General features: G+C 65.1%; 19 protein-coding genes and 1 pseudogene. 9 read left to right on the top strand and 11 right to left on the bottom strand.

The genetic code is table 11. The features are described from left to right. Positions 1 to 151: 151 nt before the first annotated feature. The 5 genes from BUS42_RS25165 to BUS42_RS25145 form a co-directional block, all read right to left on the bottom strand. The gene (locus BUS42_RS25165; protein ID WP_254054007.1) at positions 152 to 1,312 is read right to left on the bottom strand and encodes an efflux RND transporter periplasmic adaptor subunit; all 1,161 of its coding nucleotides are present in this window, start codon (positions 1,310 to 1,312) and stop codon (positions 152 to 154) included. A 73-nt stretch (positions 1,313 to 1,385) separates the two neighbouring features. Then, complete coding sequence (locus tag BUS42_RS25160) at positions 1,386 to 2,120, bottom strand: TetR/AcrR family transcriptional regulator (RefSeq protein WP_074311645.1); 735 nt, start codon at positions 2,118 to 2,120, stop codon at positions 1,386 to 1,388. A gap of 148 nt (positions 2,121 to 2,268) precedes the next feature. Next, a complete protein-coding gene (gene dhaK / locus BUS42_RS25155; RefSeq protein ID WP_074311643.1) occupies positions 2,269 to 3,993 on the bottom strand; it encodes a dihydroxyacetone kinase subunit DhaK in 1,725 nt (574 codons plus the stop codon). Positions 3,994 to 4,271: 278 nt separating this feature from the next. Next, positions 4,272 to 6,440, bottom strand: coding sequence for a polymorphic toxin-type HINT domain-containing protein (locus BUS42_RS25150; RefSeq protein WP_083670619.1), 2,169 nt, complete (start codon positions 6,438 to 6,440; stop codon positions 4,272 to 4,274). Positions 6,441 to 6,549: 109 nt separating this feature from the next. Next, complete coding sequence (locus tag BUS42_RS25145) at positions 6,550 to 8,754, bottom strand: tetratricopeptide repeat protein (RefSeq protein WP_074311639.1); 2,205 nt, start codon at positions 8,752 to 8,754, stop codon at positions 6,550 to 6,552. 534 nt (positions 8,755 to 9,288) lie between these two features. Here BUS42_RS25145 and BUS42_RS25140 point away from each other — a divergent pair. From BUS42_RS25140 to BUS42_RS25130, 3 genes are all read left to right on the top strand, one after another. Continuing rightward, positions 9,289 to 9,714, top strand: coding sequence for a hypothetical protein (locus tag BUS42_RS25140; protein WP_074311637.1), 426 nt, complete (start codon positions 9,289 to 9,291; stop codon positions 9,712 to 9,714). Positions 9,715 to 9,770: 56 nt separating this feature from the next. Further along, entirely contained in the window at positions 9,771 to 10,736 is a 966-nt protein-coding gene (locus BUS42_RS25135; RefSeq protein ID WP_074311635.1) for a DUF1559 domain-containing protein, read from the top strand. Between the two features lie 473 nt (positions 10,737 to 11,209). Next, on the top strand, positions 11,210 to 11,629 hold the full coding sequence (locus BUS42_RS25130; protein WP_083670617.1) for a DoxX family protein: 420 nt from the start codon (positions 11,210 to 11,212) through the stop codon (positions 11,627 to 11,629). 22 nt (positions 11,630 to 11,651) lie between these two features. Here BUS42_RS25130 and BUS42_RS25125 read toward each other — a convergent pair whose 3' ends face one another. Further along, complete coding sequence (locus tag BUS42_RS25125; RefSeq protein WP_074311633.1) at positions 11,652 to 12,152, bottom strand: hypothetical protein; 501 nt, start codon at positions 12,150 to 12,152, stop codon at positions 11,652 to 11,654. 568 nt (positions 12,153 to 12,720) lie between these two features. On the opposite strand from BUS42_RS25125, the gene BUS42_RS25120 reads away from it, so the two are divergent. Together BUS42_RS25120 and BUS42_RS46660 are read left to right on the top strand one after the other, a co-directional pair. After that, entirely contained in the window at positions 12,721 to 13,206 is a 486-nt protein-coding gene (locus BUS42_RS25120) for a VOC family protein (RefSeq protein ID WP_074311631.1), read from the top strand. Between the two features lie 53 nt (positions 13,207 to 13,259). After that, positions 13,260 to 13,358, top strand: a pseudogene (locus BUS42_RS46660) (YciI family protein); the annotation flags it as partial. 266 nt (positions 13,359 to 13,624) lie between these two features. On the opposite strand, the gene BUS42_RS25115 reads toward BUS42_RS46660, so the two are convergent. The 5 genes from BUS42_RS25115 to BUS42_RS25090 all read right to left on the bottom strand — a co-directional run bounded on the left by BUS42_RS25115 (position 13,625) and on the right by BUS42_RS25090 (position 20,463). After that, positions 13,625 to 13,813, bottom strand: coding sequence for a hypothetical protein (locus BUS42_RS25115; protein WP_074311629.1), 189 nt, complete (start codon positions 13,811 to 13,813; stop codon positions 13,625 to 13,627). 588 nt (positions 13,814 to 14,401) lie between these two features. After that, positions 14,402 to 14,818 (bottom strand): cytochrome c, encoded by a 417-nt coding sequence (locus tag BUS42_RS25105; RefSeq protein WP_074311625.1) that lies wholly within the window; start codon positions 14,816 to 14,818, stop codon positions 14,402 to 14,404. 225 nt (positions 14,819 to 15,043) lie between these two features. Beyond that, a complete protein-coding gene (locus BUS42_RS25100; RefSeq protein ID WP_074311623.1) occupies positions 15,044 to 15,664 on the bottom strand; it encodes a golvesin C-terminal-like domain-containing protein in 621 nt (206 codons plus the stop codon). Between the two features lie 12 nt (positions 15,665 to 15,676). Next, the gene (locus BUS42_RS25095) at positions 15,677 to 19,177 is read right to left on the bottom strand and encodes an efflux RND transporter permease subunit (protein ID WP_074311621.1); all 3,501 of its coding nucleotides are present in this window, start codon (positions 19,175 to 19,177) and stop codon (positions 15,677 to 15,679) included. A 65-nt stretch (positions 19,178 to 19,242) separates the two neighbouring features. Further along, entirely contained in the window at positions 19,243 to 20,463 is a 1,221-nt protein-coding gene (locus tag BUS42_RS25090) for an efflux RND transporter periplasmic adaptor subunit (protein ID WP_074311619.1), read from the bottom strand. A gap of 291 nt (positions 20,464 to 20,754) precedes the next feature. Between BUS42_RS25090 and BUS42_RS25085 the strand changes: the two genes are divergently transcribed. From BUS42_RS25085 to tnpB, 4 genes are all read left to right on the top strand, one after another. After that, positions 20,755 to 21,144 (top strand): BlaI/MecI/CopY family transcriptional regulator, encoded by a 390-nt coding sequence (locus BUS42_RS25085; protein WP_074311617.1) that lies wholly within the window; start codon positions 20,755 to 20,757, stop codon positions 21,142 to 21,144. An 87-nt stretch (positions 21,145 to 21,231) separates the two neighbouring features. Further along, complete coding sequence (locus BUS42_RS25080) at positions 21,232 to 22,554, top strand: M56 family metallopeptidase (RefSeq protein WP_074311615.1); 1,323 nt, start codon at positions 21,232 to 21,234, stop codon at positions 22,552 to 22,554. A gap of 54 nt (positions 22,555 to 22,608) precedes the next feature. After that, positions 22,609 to 22,947: an IS66 family insertion sequence element accessory protein TnpA gene (gene tnpA / locus BUS42_RS25075; protein ID WP_074308788.1), complete on the top strand. Its 339-nt coding sequence runs from the start codon at positions 22,609 to 22,611 to the stop codon at positions 22,945 to 22,947. Beyond that, complete coding sequence (gene tnpB, locus BUS42_RS25070) at positions 22,941 to 23,309, top strand: IS66 family insertion sequence element accessory protein TnpB (protein WP_074308790.1); 369 nt, start codon at positions 22,941 to 22,943, stop codon at positions 23,307 to 23,309. Before tnpA ends, tnpB begins: the two co-directional genes overlap by 7 nt. Positions 23,310 to 23,365: the final 56 nt, after the last annotated feature.

Raw genomic sequence — 23,365 nt, 5'->3', positions numbered from 1 at the left:
ATTTTGCGTTTCGCAGGGCCATTCCCGGGTGCCGCGGGCATCCCACCCGCAATTGAATTGATCTTTATTTCATTGAAGAGCGGGCGGGGCGCCCGCGGTCCCAGGGGGGGAGGGAGGGGAGCTTGCGGTTGGATTGGCACGGATTGGCGATTCATTCCACGACTCGGACCGCCTGGCCGTCGCGGAGGCGATGGACGCCCGTGGCGACGACGCGGTCTCCCGAGTGGAGGCCGTCGACGGCGCCCATCCGGATGGCGACCTTGTTGTCGAGGACGTCGTCGAACGCCATCGGCACCTCTCGGACGACCGACTTGCCCCCCTCGTCCTCGACCCGGTAGACCATCAGCGATCGCGCGGAGGGGCCCGCCGCCACCGAGGTCAGCGGCAGGAGGTAGGCGCGAGTCTCCTTGCGGAAGACGACCGTGGCCACCATCCCCGGTCGGAGTCCCTTCGGGGCGTCGACGCGGACTTCGATCGGGTAAGTTCGCGTGCGGCTGTCGGCCGACGAGGCGATCTTGTGCATCACCCCGACGAACCGCTGGCCGGTGAGCGCGTCGGTGGTGACCTCGACCTCCTGGCCGATCGCGAGCCGGCCGACCAGGGTGTCGGGGACGTTAAAGGCGATCACGACGCTGGAGATGTCGACGATCGTGAAGGTCCGCTGGTTGGGCGTCATGCGCTCGTTGTTGTCGATCAGGCGAGCGGCGACCGTGCTCCGGTCGAACGGCACGGCCAGAGAGCAATACCGCAAGTTCGCTTCCGCCTGCTCGAGGCCGATCCGGGCCGAGGCGACGTCCCCTTCGGCCGCCTCCTCGGTCGCCGTCATCCCCTTCAGGTTGGTTCGGGCGTTGTCGAGCTCGGAGACGCTGAGTGAGTTCCGCCGCGCGAGTTGCTCGTTGCGTCTGAGGTCGATCTGAGCTTGCTCGGTATTCGCCTTGGCCTGGGCCAAGCGAGCCCGAGCCGTCACCAGCCGCTCGGCGGCCTGCCCGCGCTCGCGGCCATAGTCATCCGGGTCGAGCCGGGCGATCACCGTCCCCTTGGCCAGCGTGTCCCCCTCGTGGACGTCGCGGAGGCGATCGCCCGGGGCGGCCACTTGATGGAGATAGGTCACCGTCCCCGAGACCCGGAACGACAGCTCCGCCTTCCTCAACTCCTTGGCCACTCCGCTGTAGCGGAGCCCCGACGAGACCACCTCCTCGACGACCGGCAGGACCCGCACCGAGACCGGCAACGGCTCAACCGCCTTGGGAGCATGCGCCGCCGCCGATGCGGCCAGCAGCCAACGACCCGTCAGCGCCGCGGCCGTCGTCACGACCAAACCGACAATACCTAACGTCGATTTTCGACGATTCGTCGATTTCGGCGCAAAAAAAGGGGAGGGCTCATCAGAGGGAGCCGGGTCCGGCGGATTGGCATTCATCGGCGAAGACCTCCTGGGCGATCCGGCGATAGGTTTCGGCATAGTCCCACTCGGACGAGAGGGGCTTCCAGCCGAAGCCGTCGAGCAGGATCTGGATGCTTTCCCGCAGGGATGAGTACGGGTCGGTGACTTGGGCTTCGGTCAGGAGCGGACGGAAGTTGGCGACGACGGTGTGGGTGCCCAGGGCCATGGTGAGGACAGCGAATACAACCTGGGAAAAGGAGACGGTCGGGGCGAGCTCGCCGACGGCGATCGCCTCTTCGACAAAGCTGCGGACGAGGCCCGTGCATTGGCTTTCGCAGGCGCGGAGGGCATCGGTCCGCTCGGGCGACGCGCGTTCCTCGAGGTTGGCCATCTTGATGATCAACTCGGAGCGGAAGGCGTGGGGGTAGAGCCGGGCGAACAATTCATCGGCGATCCCGAGCGCCAGCAGCCGCTCGCGAGGCCGGCCGTGAAAATGCGCGGCTCGCTCGAAGAGCGCAAGGCGCTGTTCCATCGACTGCGAGGCCAGGGCCATGACCAGGTCTTCCTTGGTCGAGAAGTGCTGGTAGATCGTCCCTTTCGAGTACTCCGTCGCCTCGGCGAGCCGGTCCATGCTCAGCCCCGCATAGCCCTGCGCGATGAGCATCGAACGCGCCACATCCAGGAGGTGCAGCTCGCGTTGACGGACCTCACGTTGTTTCCGGGACGTTGTAGCCATGTGCGGATTATTGACGGATCGTCGAAAAACGTCAAGGTGTCGAAAATGGAATCGATTCCGTCTGAGCAGGGGGGCCTGGGCGTCAGCTTGATTTGCCTTCGTTCCCCCCCTGGGACCGCGGGCGTCCCGCCCGCTCTTCAATTTGTTTTTACAAGGCCGAGGCGACGGCTCTGAGCCAGACGGCGACCGCGACGGCTCCGGGGTCGGGGTAGCCGAGCACGCGGTCGCCGAGGTAGCTGGAGCGGCCCCGGCGGGGTGACATCCGGGCCGTGGCGTCGGATCCGGCTTCGGCGGCGCTCGCAGCGGCGTCCAGGGCGTCGACGAGCGTAGCGTTGGCGTCCAGGGATGCGTCGAGTGCGTCAAGTGCAGGCAGGAGGGCGTCCAGCATGGTGCGGTCGCCCGGGCGCGAGCCGCCGAGGTCGCCCAGGGCGGCGGCGCCGGTTCGGAAGGCGTCGGCCCAGGCCTTGGGGTCGGTGGACGCGAGGGTGCGGAGCCGGGCCGAAGCGTGGAGGAAGAGCAGGGCGTAGAGGGCGCCCGAGGTGCCTCCGAGTGCTTTTTGAAGCGTCAGGCCGAGCGCTTGCAAGGTCGCGCTGGGGTCGTCGAGCGGATACGAGGAGGTGCCGAGTGCCTCGCGCACAGCCCGGGCGCCACGCTCTAAGCTGAGTCCGAGGTCGCCGTCGCCCACGACCCGGTCGAGCTCGGTCAGCGTCGGCTCGGCGTCGATGAGTGCCACCATGGCCGCGAGGATCGCGTGCTCCAAGGCCCGGCCGAGCTCGGTCCGCGGCGGCTCCGCGGCCGACCGGGGCAGGCCCCCTTTTTTCTTGGCTTTCCTGCTCGGGGGCACGGTGGCGTTGGGGACGCGCGGGCGGGCGGCGGCGTTGGGCCAGGCGGGGGCCTCGGTCGCCGCGTCGAGCCGGGCCAACCGCGCATCGTCCAACCGGAGGACGGAAAGCGAGACCCCGGCCATCTCGAGGGCGGACAGAAAGGTGCCGAGGTAAACCCGCTCGACCTTGACCTCGAGGGACTCGAGCCGGGCGAGGGCGCAGCGGGCGACGATCAGGAGCTCCATCGTGGGGGTGGCCCCCAGGTTGTTGATCAGCAAGGCGGCCCGTTCGCCCGGGGCGGGCGGGGCGTCGCCGAGGATGGCGTTGACGAGGTGGTCGACCAGGTCGTCGGCCGGTTCGAGCGCCTCGCGACGAACGCCAGGCTCGCCGTGGATGCCCAGGCCGAGCTCGATCTCGTCGTCGCCGAGCGCGAAGCTCGGGCGGCCCGCGGCCGGCACGGTGCAAGGGGTCAGGGCGACGCCCATCGTGCCGACCGCCTCGGCGGCGGCCCTGGCCTCGGCGGTGACTTGCTCCAGGCTGGCCCCCGCTTCGGCGGCGGCCCCCGCGATCTTGTGGACCAGGATCGTTCCCGCCAACCCGCGGCGCCCCGCGTTGTCGGCCGACGCGGCCAGGGCAACGTCGTCGGCCACCACGACCATCGCGACGTTGATCCCTTCCGTCCGGGCTATCTCGGCCGCCAGGCCGAAGTTGAGCCGGTCCCCCGTGTAGTTCTTGACGATGAGCAGGACCCCCGGAGCGCCGGTCACCGCGCGGATCGCCGCGAGCACGGCGTCGGGGCCGGGGGAGGTGAAGACCTCGCCCAGGACCGCCGCGCTGAGCATTCCGCGACCGATATACCCCGCGTGCGCGGGCTCGTGCCCGCTCCCTCCCCCGGAGATCAAGGCCACGCGGCGGTCGCGTTCTTCCTGGGCATCGGCCCGGACAACGACTGTCTGACCAGGCAGGCGGGCCAGCCCGGGGTACGCCGCGACCAGCCCCTCAACCATCTCCTCGACGGCCGACTCCGGCCGGTTGATCAGCTTTTTCATCGGCCCGCCTTCCTCCCCAGTCGCTTCGCCAATCGCCGTTCGCGCTCACCAACACCGGATCTTCCCGGTTGAGGGCCCTCGCGGCAAGGTGTCGGAGCTCCGGCAGGCCAAGAATCCGGTTGTCCTGGCTCGCTCCCGTTCCTTATTTTTTGCGGTCATGCAAAAGTTTACGCAAGGCAATGGATGTTTTGGGGGGGAACGATGTAAAAGCCGTGACTTACGCCCATGGGTTGAGCTTAACCCGTGGGTGGTTGCGCCGGTATTCACTGATGGCAACGTCATCGCGAAACGGGACTTGCGGTTGCGAGGCTGGGGGGAGCGTCGAACGGCGTCTGCCTCAGGTCGGGCAGGGTGTTGTCGTGGACCAGGGCCCCTTGGCGTCCGACGAAGAAGTCGGCATCGCCGGCCACGTCAAGGTTGAAGACGGGCTGGACGTCGGAGGCGTCGATCGAGCCGACCCGAACGAGCCCGCCGAGGGTCCGGACCGTGTCGCCCGGGGTCAGGTCGCGTGCCATGACCCAGCCTTGGCCCGCCTTCCAGAAGCGGTGGAAATGGCTGCTGATGACGGTTTCGTCGCCCAAGGTGATGCGGTAGGTGGGGCTCGGCGGGTTGTGGTGGACGACCAGGATCGGCTGGTAGTCGAGTGCTCCTGTCTTGGTGTTTTGGGTGAGGACGCGGTCTCCTTCCTTGAGGGCTTCGATGGGCTGGACGCCGGAGAGGGTATGCACCGGAGTGCCGGCCCCAAAGCAACTCCTCCGCCGGAAGTAGCCATTCTCTCGCTCCTCGAACCCAGCGACCGGCGGGAGTGGGCGGGATACGACCTCAACGACTGTGGGCTTGGGTTGGTCGTACGATTGTTTCTGGGCATAGCCGAGCTGGTCGAGCCACCATCCCTGCCAGACCGTTCGGTCGGCGGCGAGGTCCTGTTCGGTGGTCTCGTTCAGAAGCTTGGTCATCCGCTCGTTGAGTTCGCGCGTCTGGGTATTGGAGCGTTCGAGGGTCGCGACATCTGACTCGAGCTGTTGCTGGAGCGAGGCCGCGGCGTACTGGGTCTCGAGGGTGGCCCGGCCGATCTCGATCGTGTTTCCGGCCGGATTCCAACCCCCTGAGTAACCTTGAAGAATGAGGTTCTGGCTCAGCATCGAGGGTGTGTTTAAGGGGTTAGTTTTTGGTGTGATGTTATGAATCGACTTGATCGCAGCGGCGGGATCGGGAGTGTTGAGCAGGATCTTGGCAATGTCCGCCCCGGTGGAAGATGTGGGGCCGGAGCCCTGACCGATCGCTTCGATCGGGGCGTTGTTGAATCCGATGGCGTAACCTTGGCGAGATTTGACGAAGTAGCCATCAGGTCCGATGTATCCCGAATAGCCCGTGCCGCGAACGATGACCGGCAAACCAGACGCATCGTAGGTCAGGAGATCCATTCCGTCTGGCTGGAATATATTTAAGCGAGGCATTGGTAGCGGGACGTATTGCCTCTGCACGTTCTTACGTTTGCCCTCGACGAGCAGGGTTCCGGGTATCCCTGGCCCGCCCACGGCCTGCGCCTGGTACTTGATCGGGTCGCGGATCAAATTGATTAAGAGGTCTGCATATTCGCGTGCATCGCGTCGCTTGAGGGTCTCGGTGGCCGTCCGCCGCACCTCCGACGTGTCGCTGAAACCCGCCAGCATCGCCAAGGCTCGCGAAGCCTCCTTCGCGTCGATCTGCCCCAACACTCGTACGGCGATCGCTTGCCGCTCGGCGCTACCGGTGGCGAAGACGGACCAGACCATCGGCACCGCACGCGGGTCGGTGATCTCAGAGAGGGCCGTCTCGACTTCGGCACGCCGCATGGCGCTCTTGCTGCCGAGTCCGTCGCGCCACTTCTCCAGGAGCGGCTTCCAGTGGCGGTCGGCCTGCTTTTGGCGTTCGGCTTCAGCCTTTTCCTCGGCGAGTCGCGCGTCGGTCACCCAGCGCTGACCTTGCTTCTTGAACCCGAGTCGTCTCCAGGCGTCCTCGCGTTTGGGGTCGCGCTTGACGACGGCCGTGAGATGGGCGACGGCCTCGGCCTTCAAGTCGTGCGCGTCGCACCAGAGCGCGAGCGCCCACTGGGAGTCGGCGTCCTCCTTGGTCTTGGCGCGCCGCTCGCGGTACTCGCCGAGCAAGGCGTCGTTGCGTGCCTTCTCACTGATCGTCTCGGGTCGCTGCCAACGCCCGCGATACTCGACCAGGCCCATCAGCCCGCGCGCCATCGAGTGCCGTGGGTTGGCGATGACGGCGATGGCGAGGTGTTTCAAACGCTCGGCCTGAAGCCCGTGGGCCTCGCACCAGAGCGCGAGCCTGACGTGCGCGTCCGGGTCGCGTCTCACGTTGGCCTTGGCGGTTTCATAGGCGGCCAAGTCGGGCTTTTCCGGGCCGTTCGCGTCCAGTGTCAGCGCCGAGCCGATGAGAAGGGCCGAGAGCATCGTGAGGCCTCCGAACGGGAGAGGACGGGTTTGGCCAACGTGAATCCTATCGTGCATGCATGAAATGTGAACATGATTGATTTCGGATGGGGCGTTGTTGCGGCGATCGTCATCGCGATCGGCCTGGCCCGTCGCTCGCCTTGGTCTTTCGCAGGGCGGCGAGGTGGTCGGTCATCTCGGGCCAGTGGGGTCGAAGTCGGAGGGCGGCCTCGCTCTGCGCGATCGCGCCGTCGAGGTCGCCCGCCTGGGCGAGCGCGTTGCCGAGGTCGACGCGGGTGAGCGGGTCGTTGGGATCGAGCCGGAGGGCCTCCTCCAGGCGGCTTTGGGCTTGGTTCGGCTTGCCGAGGTGGTTCAGGAAGCCAGCCAATCGTCGGAGCGCTTCCACGCGGTCGGGTTGTTTGGCGACTTGCGCTTCGTACGCCGCGATCGCGTCGCGGATCTTGCCTCGGGCGGCGAGAACTTCGGCCCGGCCGTAGGCCGCGGAGGAGTCTCCGGGCTGGATTGCGAGCGCGGCTTCGAAACCGGCCGCCGCCTCGTCGAACTCCCCTGCTTTCAACTGGAGGGTGGCCAACTTGTCGATTGCCATGGCGCTAAAGGGCCGCTGCTTGATGACCGCCTCGTATTGCAGGGCCGCCTGGCTCGGCGCCCCGAGTTCGGTCAATAAGTAGGCGTAATGGATCCGGAGCATCCAATCGTCGGGGCTCGCTTGCAGGGCGGTTCGGCAGGTGTCGACGGCGGTTTGAAGGGCCGCGAGCCCGAGGTCATCCTGTCGCTCCGGGGCTTGCGCTTCCCACTCGGCTTCGCGTTCGGCGTGATAGAGCTGGTCGGTGAACGGCGGATTCTGGAGCATCTCGTGGATCCGGGCCGCGTTCCGGGTCCGTTCTCTCCGGGTGTAGGCGAGCCGCTCCGCGCACCAGGATTCCGAGGGAGGTTCCGCCTCGGGCGGCTGCGCTGGGGCCACGACCTTGGCGACCGTCCGGAAGACGCCGCTCGCAAGCTGATAATTTCCGGAAAACGTCATGTGGACGTGTTCATGGAAGAGGTTTTTCCCGGGCAGACCGTTCGGGCTGGTCGTGGCGAACTCCCGCTCGGCGTCGACGAGCGAGACGCCGCGTGCCTGGTGCGAGGCGGCCACCTGGCGGATGATCGCGTTCACGGTCGAATCCGCGCGGAACCGGAGGGCGTCCAGGTCGCGGGCCCGGCTGAAGCTGGGGCGGGCCTCGGCGTCGCGTCCGAGTGCTCTGAGGCACTGGCCGCGCTGGAATTCGAGCGCGGCGAACGTGTCGTCGATCCGGGCCGCGTGGTCATAGCGGTCGAGGGCGGCGGCGTATTGCCCCGCGGCTTGGTGTTCGACCCCCTCGCGATAGGGCGTCTCCCAGGCGTTGCGCTGGGCCGGCGTGAGTCGCGTGGCGTGCTCCGAGGCGAACGGGGGGCAATCGGCCAGGTTCACCGGCACAGTGCAGACGACGACCTTCGCCCCCGCGCTGAGGCCGGCCTCGCAGACTTGCCCGAGGTTCGCGCGGAAGTGGGCGTAGGTCGCCCGCAGGCGGGGGTCGTCGGCGCGCACCCGGCTGCCTTGGAACATGGCCATGCCGTCCCAGTATCGGGGGGCTTTGCCGGCGAGGCGGGTCGCGCGCAAGCCGGCGCTCATGAGCTGGCCGAGCCTGGTGTCCTTCACCCAGAGCGAAGCACGAATCAGACGCCGGCTTGGCGCGTACGGTCCGATCACGCCCGCGGCCCCGAACGGTCCGACCACCTCGTTATTCCCCAGGAGGACGACGAACAGGTCGGGCTGATGCCGGGCGCACTCCCGCGCGATGTCGACGACGGCGTGGGAGTTGATGGCGACCATCGCCGTGTTGATGACCTCGAACCGGACTTGGGGAAACCGGTCGCGGAGCATCACCTCGAGGACGCGTGCGAAGCTTGTCGACGGGTCGGGAATCCCCATCGCGGCCGACTCACCGAGCACGAAGACGCGGCAGGTGCCCGCCGGCTTGGCGGTCGGGAAGGCGATCGACAGCGGAGTCCGGACGAGACTCGGAGGGAAGAACCGGAGGCCGAACTCGGGGTTCTCGGTCAGGGTCGTCGCGCCCTTCGCCCTTGCGCGTGCGAGAAAGAATGAGGTGGGGTGGCCGTAGCCCGCAAGCCCCAAGCCGGTCTCGAGCAACCCCAGGAAGAGGACCGGCCCCAGGACCAACGACGCGAGCCGGTAGGCCCAAATCCGACGCCGCGCGGAACGCCCCCCCGCCGCGCCGGCGACCGGCTTGGCGTCGGCCGCGGGTTCTCGATTGCGGTTCTGGTCGGTTGTCAACGCACTTGGCCCCCATCTGCCACTGTACAGCCCGGTGTGGCGGTCATGCAACCACTTCGCCGGTCGACCCGCTAATTGCGGAGTATCAGGCGGTCATGAAGCCAACGATGCACGTCGAAATCAGAACGGCTTCCTCGTCGCGTTTCGACCCCGAAAGCGGATGGGAAAAGCGCCGTTCGTCTCGTCAAAAACTTGGTCTGCTAGAGGAAGTTATGACTTTCCACCTGTCACGCATGCTGGCTTCTTCCGTATGCCATTCGTTCGCTCAGGACTGATTGAGCTTTAGAAATTTCCTTTACAAAGAGTTGGTCAGAGTAATATAAGGGTAACTAGCCATCGTCAAAACGTCCCGAATTCCTATCTTTTAAGTTGTTAGGTTTGACCCGCGAGTTGCGTGTGGGTTGAACGGTCGTGCGAGCTCGCAATTCCGTCCCCCCCCTCCGTTAGGGATGAGGGAGTGTCGGTCGTCGGTGGACGGTCCTTCGGGTGGCTCTTTGTTTCGTTTTTATTGTGCATGCAGTGGAGGTTGTCGCGATGGTTGATGGTTGGGTCCAACGTTCGTGCGCGCGGCTTGGGATCGTCGCGGCCGTGGTCGGCCTCGTGGGGGGGTGCGGATCCGGCGGCGGCGCCTCGGCCAAATACGAGTCGGCCCGGCTCGAGGGAGAGGTTACGCTGGACGGAAAGCCACTTGATGAGGGGTCGATTCAGTTTGTCCCTTCGAATGCGGAGGCCCCGCCGGTCACGGTGCCGATCCTCAAAGGTCGTTACGTCGCCCCCAAGGTTGGCGTGGGCAAGGTTACCGTGATCCTGAGTGGGGCGACAGCCGAGCGGCCCGCGGTGGTGAGCAGCAACTACACGCCCCCTCCTTCGGCCACCATCCCGGCCCGTTACAAGAACGGTCTCCCGATCGAAGTGAAAGCGGATAAGGCGGATCAGGATTTCGCCATGTCGTCGAAGTAATCATTGGTTGGTATTTTCGTAACTGACGCCTTGTCAGGCAGTCCAGGAGTCCTACGATGTCCCAAACGCGACGCGGGTTCACGCTGATCGAACTGCTCGTGGTCATTGCCATCATCGCCGTCCTCATTGCCTTGCTCTTGCCGGCCGTTCAGGCGGCCCGCGAGGCGGCCCGACGCTCCCAGTGTGTGAATAACCTCAAGCAACTGGCGCTCGGGATGCACAACTATCACGACACCCAGGGATCGCTCCCCTTGGGAGCTCGCACGAAGTACGGCGCCAGCGCTCCGCCGGGGGCCAACACCGGCTGGAACAATGATATGACCTGGTATAGCGGGATCGGCGCCACCATCGAGCAACAGGCCTGGTTCAATAGCCATAACTTCAGTATGTCCTACAGCGATCCGTCGAACCTGACCGCGCGGAAGACCAAGATCGCCACCTTTGGCTGCCCGTCCGACGGCCTCCGGGAAGACGAGTGGACGGACGCGACCTGGGCTCGGATCCGGAGCAACTACGCCGCGAACTTCGGCAACACCAACTACGGACAGACGACCAAGGTCAACGTCCCCTTCCTCGGCGCACCGTTCGGCATCGGCGCAAGCTACGGCTTCAAGGACATGAACGACGGCACGAGCACGACCCTGCTGCTGGGAGAGATCCTCACCTCGACCACCACCCCCGGCTGGGGCGGCCCGATCAGCGAGGTCTCGATCGCCAGCGGCGGCAACGGGTTCGAGACCTGGAATCCCCCGAATTCGTCGAACCCCGACGAGGCCGACCGCGTCTGCCCGGCCCGTCAGGACTGGAACGGCATCAAAGGATGCGTGATTAGCGCCGGCTCCGGCACGGCCGACGCCACCCAGAACCAGTCGCTGGCGCTGCGGAGTCACCACTCCGGCGGCGTCAACGCCGCGATGGGCGACGGCTCGGTCCGGTTCTTCAAGGACACGATCAGCACGGTCGTCTGGCGCGCCCTCTCGACCACCCGGGGATCCGAGGTCGTCAGCTCCGACAGCTATTGACCCCTCGTCTCCACTCCCACCACGGCCGGGCCCGTTCGCGACACTTCCCGCGAACGGGCTCGGCCGATTTTTTTTGCTCCCTTGGGACCTCGGACGTTCCGCTTCGCCTTCTCCCCCCCTCCCTCTCTCCCAAGTCGGCAAGGGAGCGATCCACTCGCCGTTCTGGCGCTTACAGCGGTTTACCGTCGGATGGCATATGGGTTATGGAAATTTGATGTTGTGGTATGAGTGTTGCGGTGAATCGTTTGTTTGGAATCAGCCTCAACGGGGCGGTCCAAGGTAGCCCAGGGCGCTCGGCCACGAGGATCATTGGCTCTGAAAGGGTGGCCTAAAGGGTTACGCCAGAATGATCTATATCGCAAGGTCGTCGCTCGGACTAGGCTCTGCTTGAGAAATGGGCTCGGGTTCGTCAGGAACGACCAAACAAGGAGCGATCCCGATTGTCGGGCCGCGGCTTCATGAGGAGTTGTACCATGGTTGATGTTCAAGACTCCGCTTCAGCGGCCAAGCCGGGTCGTGGGGCCAATGTCGGCCTCTGGATCCTCCAGGTGCTCTTGGCGGCGGCCTTCCTTGGCGCGGGGGGGGCCAAGTTGGCCGGGGTCGAGATGATGGTCGAGGAGTTCCGGAAGGTCGGCCTTGGCCAGTGGTTCCGCTGCCTGACGGGTACCTTGGAGGTCCTCGCGGCCGTGCTCCTGATCGTCCCGCGAACGAGCGGCCTGGGGGCGTTGCTCCTCGCGCCGATCATGATTGGGGCCGTGGTTGCCCACCTCGTCGTGCTCAAGAGTAGCCCCGCGGCCCCGCTGGTCCTCCTCGCCCTGGCGGCCGTCGTCGCCTGGGGACGCCGCGACTCGATTCGAGTGATCCTGGGCTGGGGCGGGCCGGCCCGCGTTTGAGCCGCTCCTTTCCTTCTTTTATTTAGGAGGGTGGCGGCGATTCCTCGGCGCCCGGCGTCGTTGTCCGGAGTCGCTTGCTTCGGAGCAGGATCCCCGAACAGGTGGAGTCATCGGCGTTGGGGCCGGGGTGGGTGTAGCCCAGCCATTTTCCCGCGGGGGACTTTCGCCGATACTTCGCGGCGTCCTCGGGCCCCGACGCATCCCGCCAGCGCGCGAGCGGTAACGACCGCTTGCAACGCGTTTTACAGTTGGCACATTGGTAGTAGCTGACAATGTTGAGGGGAAGGGCCAGACGCCGTAACGACCGGTGCTGGCAGTAGGGACACGGAATGCCGAGCAGGGCGTCGAGTGGGACGGTGATCAGCAAGGCGAGGAGCAGACCGATCGCCACATACAAGAGCGCCAAACCGTAAGGCGCCAGGCCCGCGGGACCGAGCCGAAACGACGCAAGGAGGATGGCGACCGCCACGTTGACGGTCATGATCTTGGCCAGAGTCGATTGCCGGCGATGGGATGAAGCCATCTTGCCTTCCCGCTGAGACGCAACCTGCACTTTCCGGGACCTGATCGATGTCAGGCGGCCAGGCTGAGCAGCCTGGCGGCGGCCTCCTGAATTTCCCCTTCGGTCACCCCGGGCCGCCTATTGCATCGTGGCGCGGCTCGCCGAAGTCGGTGAGAGCGGTTACGAGGGAGTGTCGTGACGCCACCGTCCGTAGCGTGGCTGCGTCGCCGTGCTGAATGTACAAAGTTGCGGAAAGTGCAGTCGTAAGTAAACGCTATTTCATTGACGCAACAAGGTCAAGCGATTTTTGATGCGTCTGCGTCGAGAATTTCAGCACCATCGTACCTCTCAGTTTCCCTCGGTGGAACCCCCACCCACCTCCAGAAATGAAGGCACGCGTCACCGAATGGCGGAGACTCGCAGGGGCTCTGTGAGCGAAGCGAGTAGAGCCCGGCCCGAAGGGATCGCCCAATCCGGAAAATTACTGTACGTCCGTTGACTCCCTGCCGATAAATGGTTCCAATCCCGAAACTGGGATCTTCTCGGAGAGATGACAGGGGTTCGCCAGCGGCAAATGAGGAGAGCGGAGATGACCAAGATGATCACCTGCCTGTGGTTCGACAACGGCAAGGCCCGCGAGGCGGCCGAGTTCTACGCGAGCGTGTTCCCCGACAGCCACGTCGGGAAAGCCCACGCCTCCCCCGTGGACATTCCGTCTGCCAAGGTGGGCGAGGATCTCACCGTCGAGTTCACCGTCCTGGGCCAGGCTTACGTCGGCCTGAATGGCGGGCCGAATTTCAAGCCGAACGAGGCGGTCAGCTTCATGGTCCTGACCGAGAACCAGGATGAGACTGACCGCTACTGGGACGCGATCGTCGGCAATGGCGGCAAGGAGAGCGCTTGCGGCTGGTGCAAGGATCGCTGGGGCTTCTCCTGGCAGATCACGCCGCGCGTGCTGCTCGACGCGACGACCGACCCGGATCGCGCCGCAGCGAAGCGTGCCATGGAAGCCATGATGACGATGAGGAAGATCGACATCGCCGCGATCGAAGCTGCACGCCGGGGCGACGGCTGAGGAGGCCTTCCCGAGGCGATGGTTATACACCGGCCAAAACGAGGAGACGCACGATACGAGTGATGGTGCTGGTGAAGGCTACCGAGGACAGCGAAAAGGGCTTTGTCCCCTCGCCCGAGAATACCAAGAGGCTCGAGGCGATGGGCAGGTTCAAGGTTTCGTCTCTCGGTTGGCCGCGGGCCGCGGTGGCTGGCGGCCGGACCGGGTTGCCGGCGCCACGCGTTGTTGTCGGTTCCCACCGGGACGTAGCGTCAGTCCTGGGAGCCGCGGTCTGGGCGTCCGCGGTCCCAGGGGAGGAGTGGGTCGGTTCCAACCAGGGAAGAGCGTCGGGGCCGGGCGTGGCCCCGGACTGCCTTGGCATGTCTTGTTGGGGCGGCGATATGGTTCGTTAACGCGACGTTGATCCTGCGATCGGTGGTTACGGGGTCGGTTTACTCTGGATTACCGGCGCGCGATGAGTAAACACCTGCTGGCCGCGCTCGGTTCGCTCGTTCGATTGGTCATAAACGACGTGGCGATTCTCGATCTGCGTACGGTAGGACGTGCTTGAAACGGTAATCGAAACGACTTCCCCGTCGAGCGGCCCACCCTTGAGCGTGATATCCATCAGAATTTCCCTTCGGATCGCAATGAGCGTGGTTGGCGTTCTTATCGTTCCCCTGGTCCGATACCTATCGGGCAGGGAAGTCGAAGACTAATTTGGGTGCATGCGTGGACAATGAATGACGTGTCAAATTCACCCCGCCCACAAAGTCGTATTATGTAAAGTGGGAAAGATAGGCGAACTAGGTTTGGTGATGCGGTAATTTGGGGACTCTCAAGAAACGGCCGGGCTGCCATGGCCGTTGGTCCAATGGTGGCGATTATACGCGAATGGCCGATCTCGTGAAGGGGTTACAGGGGAGCTTGGCCGTTTTGTGGCTCGGGTGGAGCGGTTGGAGAACCGGCGGATACCGGGGTAAGCCGCCCTTGGTCCTTGGCTCCGGGCCCGGAGCCAACGCCTGGCCGACCTTGTCGCTGCGGAACCGAATCGCTCGGATTCGCGCCCGGCGTTGGAGTCGACCGACCGGCCTTGGGGGAACGTTCGCCGACTGGGGGCGATCGGCCATGACGAAGAGCGGCCGGGACTCTCGCCGAGGGGGACAGCAGGGGCTGTTGACGAGAGGTCCAACCGACTCATCGGGGGTGGGGAGGCTCAGCTGGCTTTGCCTTTGTGAGCCCCGTGGCAGGACTTGCATGAGGTGGAGAGCCGTTGGTGCGCCGCCTTGGCTGCCGCCAGGTCGTGGCTCTTGGCCGCGTCGTCGAGGGCCTTCGAGTCTTTGAAGTAGAGGTCGGAGAGCTTGTCCCAGGACGCCTTATCCCCCTTCGAGGGCGTGTTCTTCGCCAGGGCCGCTCCCAAGACCACAAAGTCCTTGGTCGACTTTTGGATGTTGTCCCAGTCGGGCGTCGAAGCGCCGAGGTCCGTCTTGAGCTTGGCGAGTGGAGAGTTGGGGCCCTTGTTGAGTTTGACCATCACCTGCTTGATGCTCGGGGTGGCCTCGTTGTCCGCCCCGGCCAGCAGGGAAACCGACGCAATCAAGACCACTCCCGCTGTCAGCGCAACCGTTTTCATCACAGGCTCCTGCCGCAGGGTTTCGTGAGGATCGCACACCGGACGCCCTGCCCACCCCGTGCACGGACGCAGCATGTTGACAAGCACCACGCCAAAACGCCAGAGAATACCTTCCCCACTCTTCCCGTCCCTGGGACCGCGGGCGTCCCGTCCGCTTGAATTTCATTGATTGTTTATATTTTGAGATTTGGTTGTTTTTTTTGAGTGGGCGTATTGAGCGTCGACTTACTTCGCCTTCGCCTCCCTGGGCAGCCATTGCACGGCATCGGCAATGACGTTCTTGCCTGGGGTTCCCTGATTGGAAATCCGGACCCAGCCGGAGCGGCCGGCTTGGAAACGGAAGGTGCCGAGGGTGCGGAACAGTCGGTGGTGCGGGGGAGTCTCCTGCTGATTGATCGGGAGCGTGGTCACGCCGTCGGCATGTTGAATCGTCACCGGTGTGTTGGTGGCGCGACGGATGTTGTAGCAATGGGCCAGCCGCACTTCATAGAGGCCGTCGTGGGGGAGGTCGGGGGTAAATGTCACCGACTTCTCGCCCTTGCCTTCCTTGAGATCATGGAGATAGCCGAGTCCCACATAGGGCGGTGTGTGCGTGGAATATTGCCATTTTCCGACCAGCGTGGCGGCCGTGTCATCGACCACGATCCCGGGCAGCGATGCCGGATCCGCCACGATGAACGGAACGAGCTCGGGCCGATCCACCTCGCCGGGTGGATGCGTGTTGGGCAGGGCGTCGGGATGCGGCCTCAGCTTGACGGCCGCCGGCGGCTCGGCCCGAACCGCGACCCGCGGAGCCACCAGCAGGCTGAGCAGCAGGATGAGGGCGTGTTCGTGGTGTCGTTTCATGGGGCCGCTTCCTCAACGGTCGGGAACCTCTTGGGCCGAGTCTGTGGGCTCAGGCTCGGGTTCCGGCAGGGCGACGACATGCACGCCGGTTTCATGGCGGGAGCCGGCTGCTGGCCCCGGGCCGCTGAACCAGCGGATGACGGAGTAGAAGACCGGGGTCAGGAAGATGCCGAACAGGGTCACGCCGATCATGCCGGCGAAGACCGCCGTCCCGAGCGTCCGGCGCATCTCGGCCCCGGCCCCTTGGGCGATCACGAGCGGGAAGACGCCGAGGATGAACGCCAGCGAGGTCATGATGATCGGCCTGAGCCGGACCTTGGCGGCCTCCAGGGCGGCCTCGAAGCGGGGCACCCCTTCACTCTGGCGGTCGCGGGCGAACTCGACGATCAGGATCGCATTCTTGCAGGCCAGGCCGGTCAGCACCACGAAGCCGACCTGTACGAAGATGTTCACATCCATCCCCGCCAGCGCAATCCCGGTCAGGGCACTCAGCAGGCACATCGGCACGACCAGGATCACCGCCAGCGGTAGCGACCAGCTCTCGTAGAGACCCGCCAAGACGAAGAAGACGAGCAGGGCCCCGAGCGCGAACGCGCTGAAGGGGTTCTGCTGCAAGTCGCGGAACTTCTCGATCTTGCTCGCCTGCTTCTGCAAGTAGCTGAGCTCGGTCCACTCGTAGGTCATCGAGCGCGGCAGCTCCCGCTCCGACAGGTTCTCCATCATCCGGAGCACGTCGCCGGTACTGACCCCGGGGAGCGAGGCGCCGCTGATGGGTGCGGAGGGGAACATGTTATAACGGGTGACGGTGAGTGGTCCGACTGAGTCCTTGATGTCGACCACCGCGCCCAGCGGCACCATGTCGCCGTCGGTGTTGCGGACCTTGAGCTGCTTGACGGCTTCGGCGTCGACGCGGAACGAGGCGTCGGCCTGGAGCTTGACCTGCCAGGTGCGGCCGAACCGGTTGAAGTCGTTGACGTAGAAGCCGCCGAGATAGACCTGGAGGGTGTCGAAGACGTCGGTGAGCGCCACCCCCATCGTTCGGACCTTGGTCCGGTCCACGTCCACGTAGAGCTGAGGCGTATTGGCGCGGAAGCCGTTGTAGAGGCCGATGAGCCCGGGCTGCTGGTTCCCTTTGGTGACGAGGTTGTCCGCCTGACTCTGGAGCGCGGTGAAGTTGACGTCGCCGGTCGCCTCGACCATCAGCTTGAACCCGCCGGCATTTCCGAGCCCGTCCACCGCAGGCGCCCCGAAGACGTTCACCCGGGCCTCGGGGATCTCGCGTTTGAACCGGTCGCGGAGCCGGGCCATGATCGCGTCCGCCCCCCGCGCGGGATCCCTCCGTTCGTGGAACGGCTCGAGCATGACGAACGCGGAGCCGAGGTTCGAGCCGATCGCGTTGAGGACGAATGACCGGCCCGGGTTACCGAGCGTGTGCGCGACCCCGGGGGTCTCGCGGGCGATCACTTCGATCTTGTCGATCACCTCGGCCGTACGCTCGAGCGCGGCCGAGTCGGGCAGTTGGACGTTGACGATCAGGCGCCCTTTGTCCTGGCTCGGGATGAATCCGGCGGGGACCTGGGTGAAGCCGTAGCCGGTCAGGCCGATCAGGCCGGCGTAGAGCAAGAGCACGATCAGGCTGAGGCGGAGGCTCCAGCCCACAATGGCGCCGTAGGCGTCGGTCACACGGTCGAAGACCCAGTTGAAGCCTCGGAAGAACCGGGCGAGGGCCCAGTTCACCGGTCGGATCAGGAACCAGCCGAGCAGGCCGCCCGCGAAGGCGCCGGGGAGGAACAGGATGAGCTGGGCGCCCCAGCCCAGCAACGAGGCCATCAGGCCGCCGGGGACCGCCTCGCCTCCTTCTTCTCCGGAGTGGAGGCCGAGCGAGGCGCCGAGCGTCGGCGTCAGCAGCCAGACAGTCACGAGGCCCCCGAACAGGGCGAAGCTCCACCAAGGGAGCGCTTCCTTGCCCTGGTCGCCGTGCTGGCCCGGGGTTCGGCCGGCGAAGATCGAGGCCGCCCGGGCCGGAGTCATCGTCATGGCGTTGATCGCCGAGATGATCATTGAGGCCGAGATCGTCAGGGCGAACTGGCGGAAGAACTGGCCGGTGATCCCGCCCAGGAAGGCGCTGGGGAGGAACACCGAGCTGAGCACCAACGTGATCGCGACGATCGGCCCGGTGATCTCGTTCATCGCCCGGATCGTCGCCTCGCGGACCGGGAGGCCCTTGTCCAGCCAGCGTTCGATGTTCTCGAGGACCACGATGGCGTCGTCCACGACGATGCCGATGGCGAGCACCAAGCCGAACAGGGTCAGGTTGTTGAGCGAGAACCCCATCATCGTCATGACGGCGAACGTGCCGATCAGGGAGACCCCAACGTCGATCACCGGCAGAAGCAGTGATTTCCAGTCTTGAAGGAACAAGAGAACGACGATAGCAACCAGGATCACCGCGTCGCGCAAGGTGTTGAAGACCTCGCCCACCGATTCACGGATGAACGGAGTAGTATCATAGGCAATTGTGTACTTGAGCCCCTTGGGGAAGCGTTTCTCCAGCAGGCGCATGCCCGCCTTGAGGTTGTCGGCAACCTCAAGGGCGTTCGACCCGGGCAACTGGAAGATCGCCAGGCCGACCGACGGCTTGCCGTCGAGCGTCAGGGTCTGGTCCTGGCTCTTGGCGCCCAGTTCGGACCGGCTGACATCCTTGAGGTAGGTGACCTCGCCTTGGGAGTCGGTCTTGAGGATGATGTTCGCGAACTGGTCCGCCTCGACCAGGCGGCCGAGGGTGCTCAGCGTGTATTGAAACTCCTGGCCGCGGGGGACGGGGGGCTGGCCGATCTGCCCGGCCGCCACCTGGATGTTCTGCTCGCGCAAGACCTGGATGACATCGCCGGCGGAGAGGTTGCGCGAGGCCAGCTTGTTCGCGTCCAGCCAGATCCGCATGCTGTAGTCTTGGCCGCCGAAGGAGAAGATGTCGCCCACGCCGTCCATCCGGGCCAGCGGGTCCTGGAGGTTGATCGTGGCGTAGTTGCTCAGGTAGAGCCGGTCGAAATGTGGCTGGCCGGTCGCCGGGTCGTCCTCGGAATAGAGATTGACGATCAGGAGGATGTCCGGAGACCGTTTCTTGACGGTCACGCCGATCGCCCGGACCGTCTCAGGAAGCGCTGGCTGGGCGATGGCGACGCGGTTCTGGACCAGCACCTGTGCCATGTTGATGTCGGTGCCCAGGGCGAAGGTCACGTCCAAGGTGTACGAGCCGTCATTACTGCTCTGTGACGACATGTAGAGCATCTTCTCGACGCCGTTGACCTGCTGCTCGATCGGTGCCGCCACTGTGTCGGCCACGACCTGCGCGTTGGCCCCGGGGTAGCTCCCCGACACCCGGACGGTCGGCGGGGTGATCTCCGGGTACTGGGCGATCGGCAGCAGGCCGGCCGCGATCCCGCCGAGCAGGACGATCACGACCGAGATGACCCAGGCCAGGACGGGCCGGTCGATGAAGAAACGCGCCAGCATGAAAGTCCCCTCGATTCGATGCGAGATCGGCAGTCAAGGACGGGATAGGGTCGACGGTCACACCGTCAATTCGGAGTCTTCGCCGCGCCGACCGTGGGTGGGGGGGCCTGGAATCCCGCGACCGGCATCGGGACGAGCTTCGGCGCGACGACGGCGCCGGGCCTAACCTGTTGCAGGCCGACGACGATCACCCGATCGCTCGAGCGCAGGCCATCCTCGATCACCCGCAAGCCGTCGTGGAGCGCTCCCAGGCGGATAGGGCGTGCGACCACCTCGTCCTTGTTGTTGACGACGTAGACGATTTTCTGACCCTGATCGGTGTCGATGGCCCGCTCGCTGATGAGCAGGGCCGGATGCGGCTCACCGATCGGCACCCGGACCCGCGCGAACAGGCCGGGGGAGAGGACCTCGTCCTTGTTGGGGAAGACCCCGCGCAACCGCAAGGTGCCGGTCCTTGGGTTGACCTGGTTGTCGACGAAGTCGATCGCCCCTTCGTGCGGATGGCCCTCTTCGTTGGCCAGGCCGAGCCTGACCGTCAGTTTGGCGTCGCGGGCGGACTTCGCCTTCCCCTCGCGGATCAACTGGCGGACGCGCAACAAGGTGTGCTCATCGACATCGAAGTAGACGTACATCGGGTCCACCGAGACGAGCGTCGTGAGCAGCGTGCCGCCATTTTGGTCTCCCGACTGCACCAGGTTCCCCACGGTGAGTAGGGTCCGGCCGATCCGCCCGCTGATCGGCGCGGCGACCTTGGTGAACCCGACGTCGAGATCGCCCCGCTGGGCCTGGGCCTCGGCGGCGACCAGGGCGGCCACGGACCCGCTCCGCTTGGCTGCGGCCCGGTCGAAATTCTCCCGGGTCTCCGCGCCGCGCCGCATCAGGTCCTCGGAGCGGTGCAGCTCGATCGCGTCCAGGTCGCGCTGGGACTTGAGCCGTTCGACCTCGGCCTTGGAATAGGCCAGGGCCGCCTGATAGGTCCGCGGGTCGATCTCGAAGAGCACGTCTCCCTTCTTGACCAGCGTTCCTTCCTTGAAGTTGACCTTGTCCAGGTAGCCCGTCACCCGCGCCCGGATCTCGACCGTTTCGACCGCGGCCGTCCTCCCGGTGAAGTCGGAGTAGTCGTTGATCTTCCGCTCGATCGGCTGACTGACCGAGACCGGCGTGGCCGCCGCCGGGGGCGGTGCGCTGGCCGGCGCCCGAGCGCAACCGGCCAGGCCGAAGGGAAGTGTCAGAGCGAGACCGAGAATCACGAGGGAATGAGCGTGGATCCGGGGGAAGTCGTTCATGGCGCACTGCCTCTGTGATTCCTGTCCGTCGCCGACGATTTACCCTGATTAGCAGACCGGCGATGGGCCCAACTGTCAATCGTCTCTCGGCATTTCTCGACACCTGAATCGAATCACCAGCACGGCGCAAAGTCGTCAGTGGGCCGCCTTCACGGACCCACCCATGACGAGACCGGTCCACTTGTTTTCCGGTCCGTCGAGTTTTCTAGACGATCGTTCTTGACGTCCCTGGCCTGGTCTGTCTATAAAACTAGACGGATACAGATCGATGGGTTTGGCGGGAGACGCTCGATGGTTCGACCGGCTTCGAAGTATCCAACGACTTTGGAACTTCAGATTCTGCAGGTGCTGTGGCAGCAGTCGCCGCGGCTGGCCCGTGAGGTGAAGGAGGCGTTGGCGGGCGACGGCCGGGATCTGGCCAAGACGTCGGTCATTACGACGCTCAACACCATGGTGGATAAGAAGTACTTGGAGCGCACCAAGCAAGGCAACTCGTTCCTGTTCTCGCCTCGGATCACCGAGGATGAGGTTTCCGGCCGTGTCTTGGGCGACGTTCTGGACCGGGTCTTCAGTGGATCAACGGCGGCCATCTTGCTCAAGTTGTTTGACGTAAAAAGCGTCAATTATGAAGAACTCAAGGAATTGCGACAGATCATCGACCGCAAGTTGAAAGATTCGTAACGGCCCCTCGAGTCGAACGCGCCCGCCTTCAATTCCGTCCGCAATGCCCGAAACGCCGCGAATTCGATCCTCACGAGGAGAATTCTGATGAACCCGTTTTATTGGTTTGATGAGTCGATGGCCCTGCGCCTGGTGCAGGCGTTGTCGCACTTTCTTTGGCAAGGCTGTGCGGTGGCCCTGGTGGTCATGCTCGCGGGTCGAACGTTGAAGCGAGCGTCGGCCCAGGTTCGGTACGCGTTCGATGTCGCCGCGTTGGTCGTGATGGCGGGCTGCCTGCCGGTGACGTTTGCGCTGGTGGCTGTCCCGGGATCGGGTGAACCGGGGCCGCGGTCGTCGGCGTTGCGTACGGCCGGTCGCTCGGACGCCGACTCGCCTCAGGAGGCGTTGGAAGCCAGGGCGGTCGTCGATCAGGGGCCGCAGGCCGTTACTTCTTCTCTGCCGCGCCGCGTTGGGTGGTGGCCGTCCTGGGCGGGCCGGACTTGGTCCTGGCTGGCTCCGTTCGCACCGTCCGTGATGGCGGGCTATTTCCTCGGCGTGGCGCTGATGACGCTTCGTTTGATCCTGGCCTTGCAAGGGGGTCGGCAATTGACGCGATCGGCCGTCCCCGTGGAGGATGAGCCACTCCTGACGCTGATCGGCCTGGAGATTCGGCGGATGGGGATCAAGGTCGCTCCGGCGGTCGCTTTTTGCGAGCGAATCTCGGTGCCGATCGTCGTGGGGCTTTTGAGGCCGGTGATTCTCTTGCCGGCCGCGCTGGCGTCGGGGCTGTCGCCCGATCAATTGCAGGCCTTGCTGGCGCACGAGTTGGCGCACATTCGCCGGTTCGACCTGGTGGTGAACCTGGTTCAGCGCTTGGCCGAGGCCGTGCTCTTCTTTCATCCGGCCGTCTGGTTCGTCAGCCATCGCATCAGCACGGAACGCGAGCTTGCGGCCGACGACCTGGTGCTCGCGGCGGGTTGGCAACGCGTCCACTACGCCGACGCGCTCGTGCGGATGGCCGAGCTCTCGTGGGCCCTTCGCCGCACCCGGATCGGCGAGTCGGGTGTGGGTCTCGCCGCCTGGGGCGCCGACGAGTCGGAGTTCAAACGCCGGGTCCTCCGCCTGCTCGCCCGCGACGATCGGCCGATGCTCCGCCTCAGTCGGGCCGGCTGGTCCTTTTTCCTGTCCGTCCTTATCCTCGTGGCGCTGACCCCGTTGCTCGTGCAGGCCTGGGCCCCCGCCGCAAGCCCACCGCAAGCGGAAGCGAAGGATGCGAGTCGGCCCCAGTCCGCAGCTCAAAGCGAGGTTTCTCAGCCCAAGGCGGAATCGCCGAATGTCATATTAAGCAAACATGTGATCTTGTGGGGTGACGAAATCGTCACCTGGGACGAGGTAGTCAAGCGTCTGCGTACGATCGTGTGCGTCCGGTGAACCCCTTCTTGCGGCCCATGCTACGATCGGTGCATGGCCGAAAGGGGGTGAACGATGGGCCGAGTGGCAGGATCGGGCAAGGGCCGGGAGCCGTACTGGCGACTGGTTCTGGCCCGGTGGAAGCAGGGTGGACTGTCCGTCCGGGCGTTCTGCCTGGCTGAGGGCGTGAGCGTGCCGTCGTTTTATTGGTGGCGGAGGGAACTCCAGCGGCGTGACCAGCCCAAGCCCGCGTTTCTCCCCGTACATGTGCTCGCCGACAAGGCTGAGTCACCCGCCGGGAGCATCGAGGTCGTGCTGGCCAACGGACGCTGCTTGCGGGTCGGGGCCGGGTTCGATCCCCAGACCCTCGTGCAAGTCGTTGAACTGCTCGAAGCCGGAGGGCGGTCATGGTGAGCTTGGCTCCGACTGTCCGGATCTGGCTCGCGGCGCAGCCGGTCGATCTGCGAAAATCGTTCGACAGTTTGGCGGCCTTGGTCCGCGAAGGGCTCCAGGGCGATCCGCTCTCGGGAGACGTCTTCGTCTTCCGCAACAAGGCCGCCGACCGCATCAAGCTCTTGATCTGGGAGGAGGACGGATACGCGATCTGGTACAAGCGATTGGAAGCCGGCACCTTCCGCTTTCCGCCGTCTCCGGAGGCTCAGCCCCGCGTCGAGGTCCGCGCTGCGGACCTCGTCATGCTCCTCGAAGGGATCGATCTTTCGAGTGTGAAACGCGGCAAACGCTATCACCGACCCGTCCCCAGAGCTACGGTGTGAGTTCCCGGCCGCCGAGTTTTTCCAAAGAATCATCGAATAATATAAGAACCTCATGC

It is taken from the genome of Singulisphaera sp. GP187 (assembly GCF_900129635.1).
In the GTDB taxonomy this organism is placed as follows: Bacteria; Planctomycetota; Planctomycetia; order Isosphaerales; family Isosphaeraceae; genus Singulisphaera.
Note: the sequence above shows the minus strand (reverse complement) of the source record. Positions and strands in the feature narration are given on the sequence as shown.

Coding starts and splice junctions, on each gene's coding strand:
- BUS42_RS25115 (WP_074311629.1), bottom strand. CDS start 13,813: ATGGATATCACGCTCAAGGGTGGGCCGCTCGACGGGGAAGTCGTTTCG.
- BUS42_RS25085 (WP_074311617.1), top strand. CDS start 20,755: ATGGTTCGACCGGCTTCGAAGTATCCAACGACTTTGGAACTTCAGATT.
- BUS42_RS25095 (WP_074311621.1), bottom strand. CDS start 19,177: ATGCTGGCGCGTTTCTTCATCGACCGGCCCGTCCTGGCCTGGGTCATC.
- tnpA (WP_074308788.1), top strand. CDS start 22,609: ATGGGCCGAGTGGCAGGATCGGGCAAGGGCCGGGAGCCGTACTGGCGA.
- BUS42_RS25125 (WP_074311633.1), bottom strand. CDS start 12,152: ATGGCTTCATCCCATCGCCGGCAATCGACTCTGGCCAAGATCATGACC.
- BUS42_RS25130 (WP_083670617.1), top strand. CDS start 11,210: ATGGTTGATGTTCAAGACTCCGCTTCAGCGGCCAAGCCGGGTCGTGGG.
- BUS42_RS25120 (WP_074311631.1), top strand. CDS start 12,721: ATGACCAAGATGATCACCTGCCTGTGGTTCGACAACGGCAAGGCCCGC.
- BUS42_RS25140 (WP_074311637.1), top strand. CDS start 9,289: ATGGTTGATGGTTGGGTCCAACGTTCGTGCGCGCGGCTTGGGATCGTC.
- dhaK (WP_074311643.1), bottom strand. CDS start 3,993: ATGAAAAAGCTGATCAACCGGCCGGAGTCGGCCGTCGAGGAGATGGTT.
- BUS42_RS25105 (WP_074311625.1), bottom strand. CDS start 14,818: ATGAAAACGGTTGCGCTGACAGCGGGAGTGGTCTTGATTGCGTCGGTT.
- BUS42_RS25090 (WP_074311619.1), bottom strand. CDS start 20,463: ATGAACGACTTCCCCCGGATCCACGCTCATTCCCTCGTGATTCTCGGT.
- BUS42_RS25135 (WP_074311635.1), top strand. CDS start 9,771: ATGTCCCAAACGCGACGCGGGTTCACGCTGATCGAACTGCTCGTGGTC.
- BUS42_RS25150 (WP_083670619.1), bottom strand. CDS start 6,440: ATGCTCTCGGCCCTTCTCATCGGCTCGGCGCTGACACTGGACGCGAAC.
- BUS42_RS25160 (WP_074311645.1), bottom strand. CDS start 2,120: ATGGCTACAACGTCCCGGAAACAACGTGAGGTCCGTCAACGCGAGCTG.
- tnpB (WP_074308790.1), top strand. CDS start 22,941: ATGGTGAGCTTGGCTCCGACTGTCCGGATCTGGCTCGCGGCGCAGCCG.
- BUS42_RS25080 (WP_074311615.1), top strand. CDS start 21,232: ATGAACCCGTTTTATTGGTTTGATGAGTCGATGGCCCTGCGCCTGGTG.
- BUS42_RS25100 (WP_074311623.1), bottom strand. CDS start 15,664: ATGAAACGACACCACGAACACGCCCTCATCCTGCTGCTCAGCCTGCTG.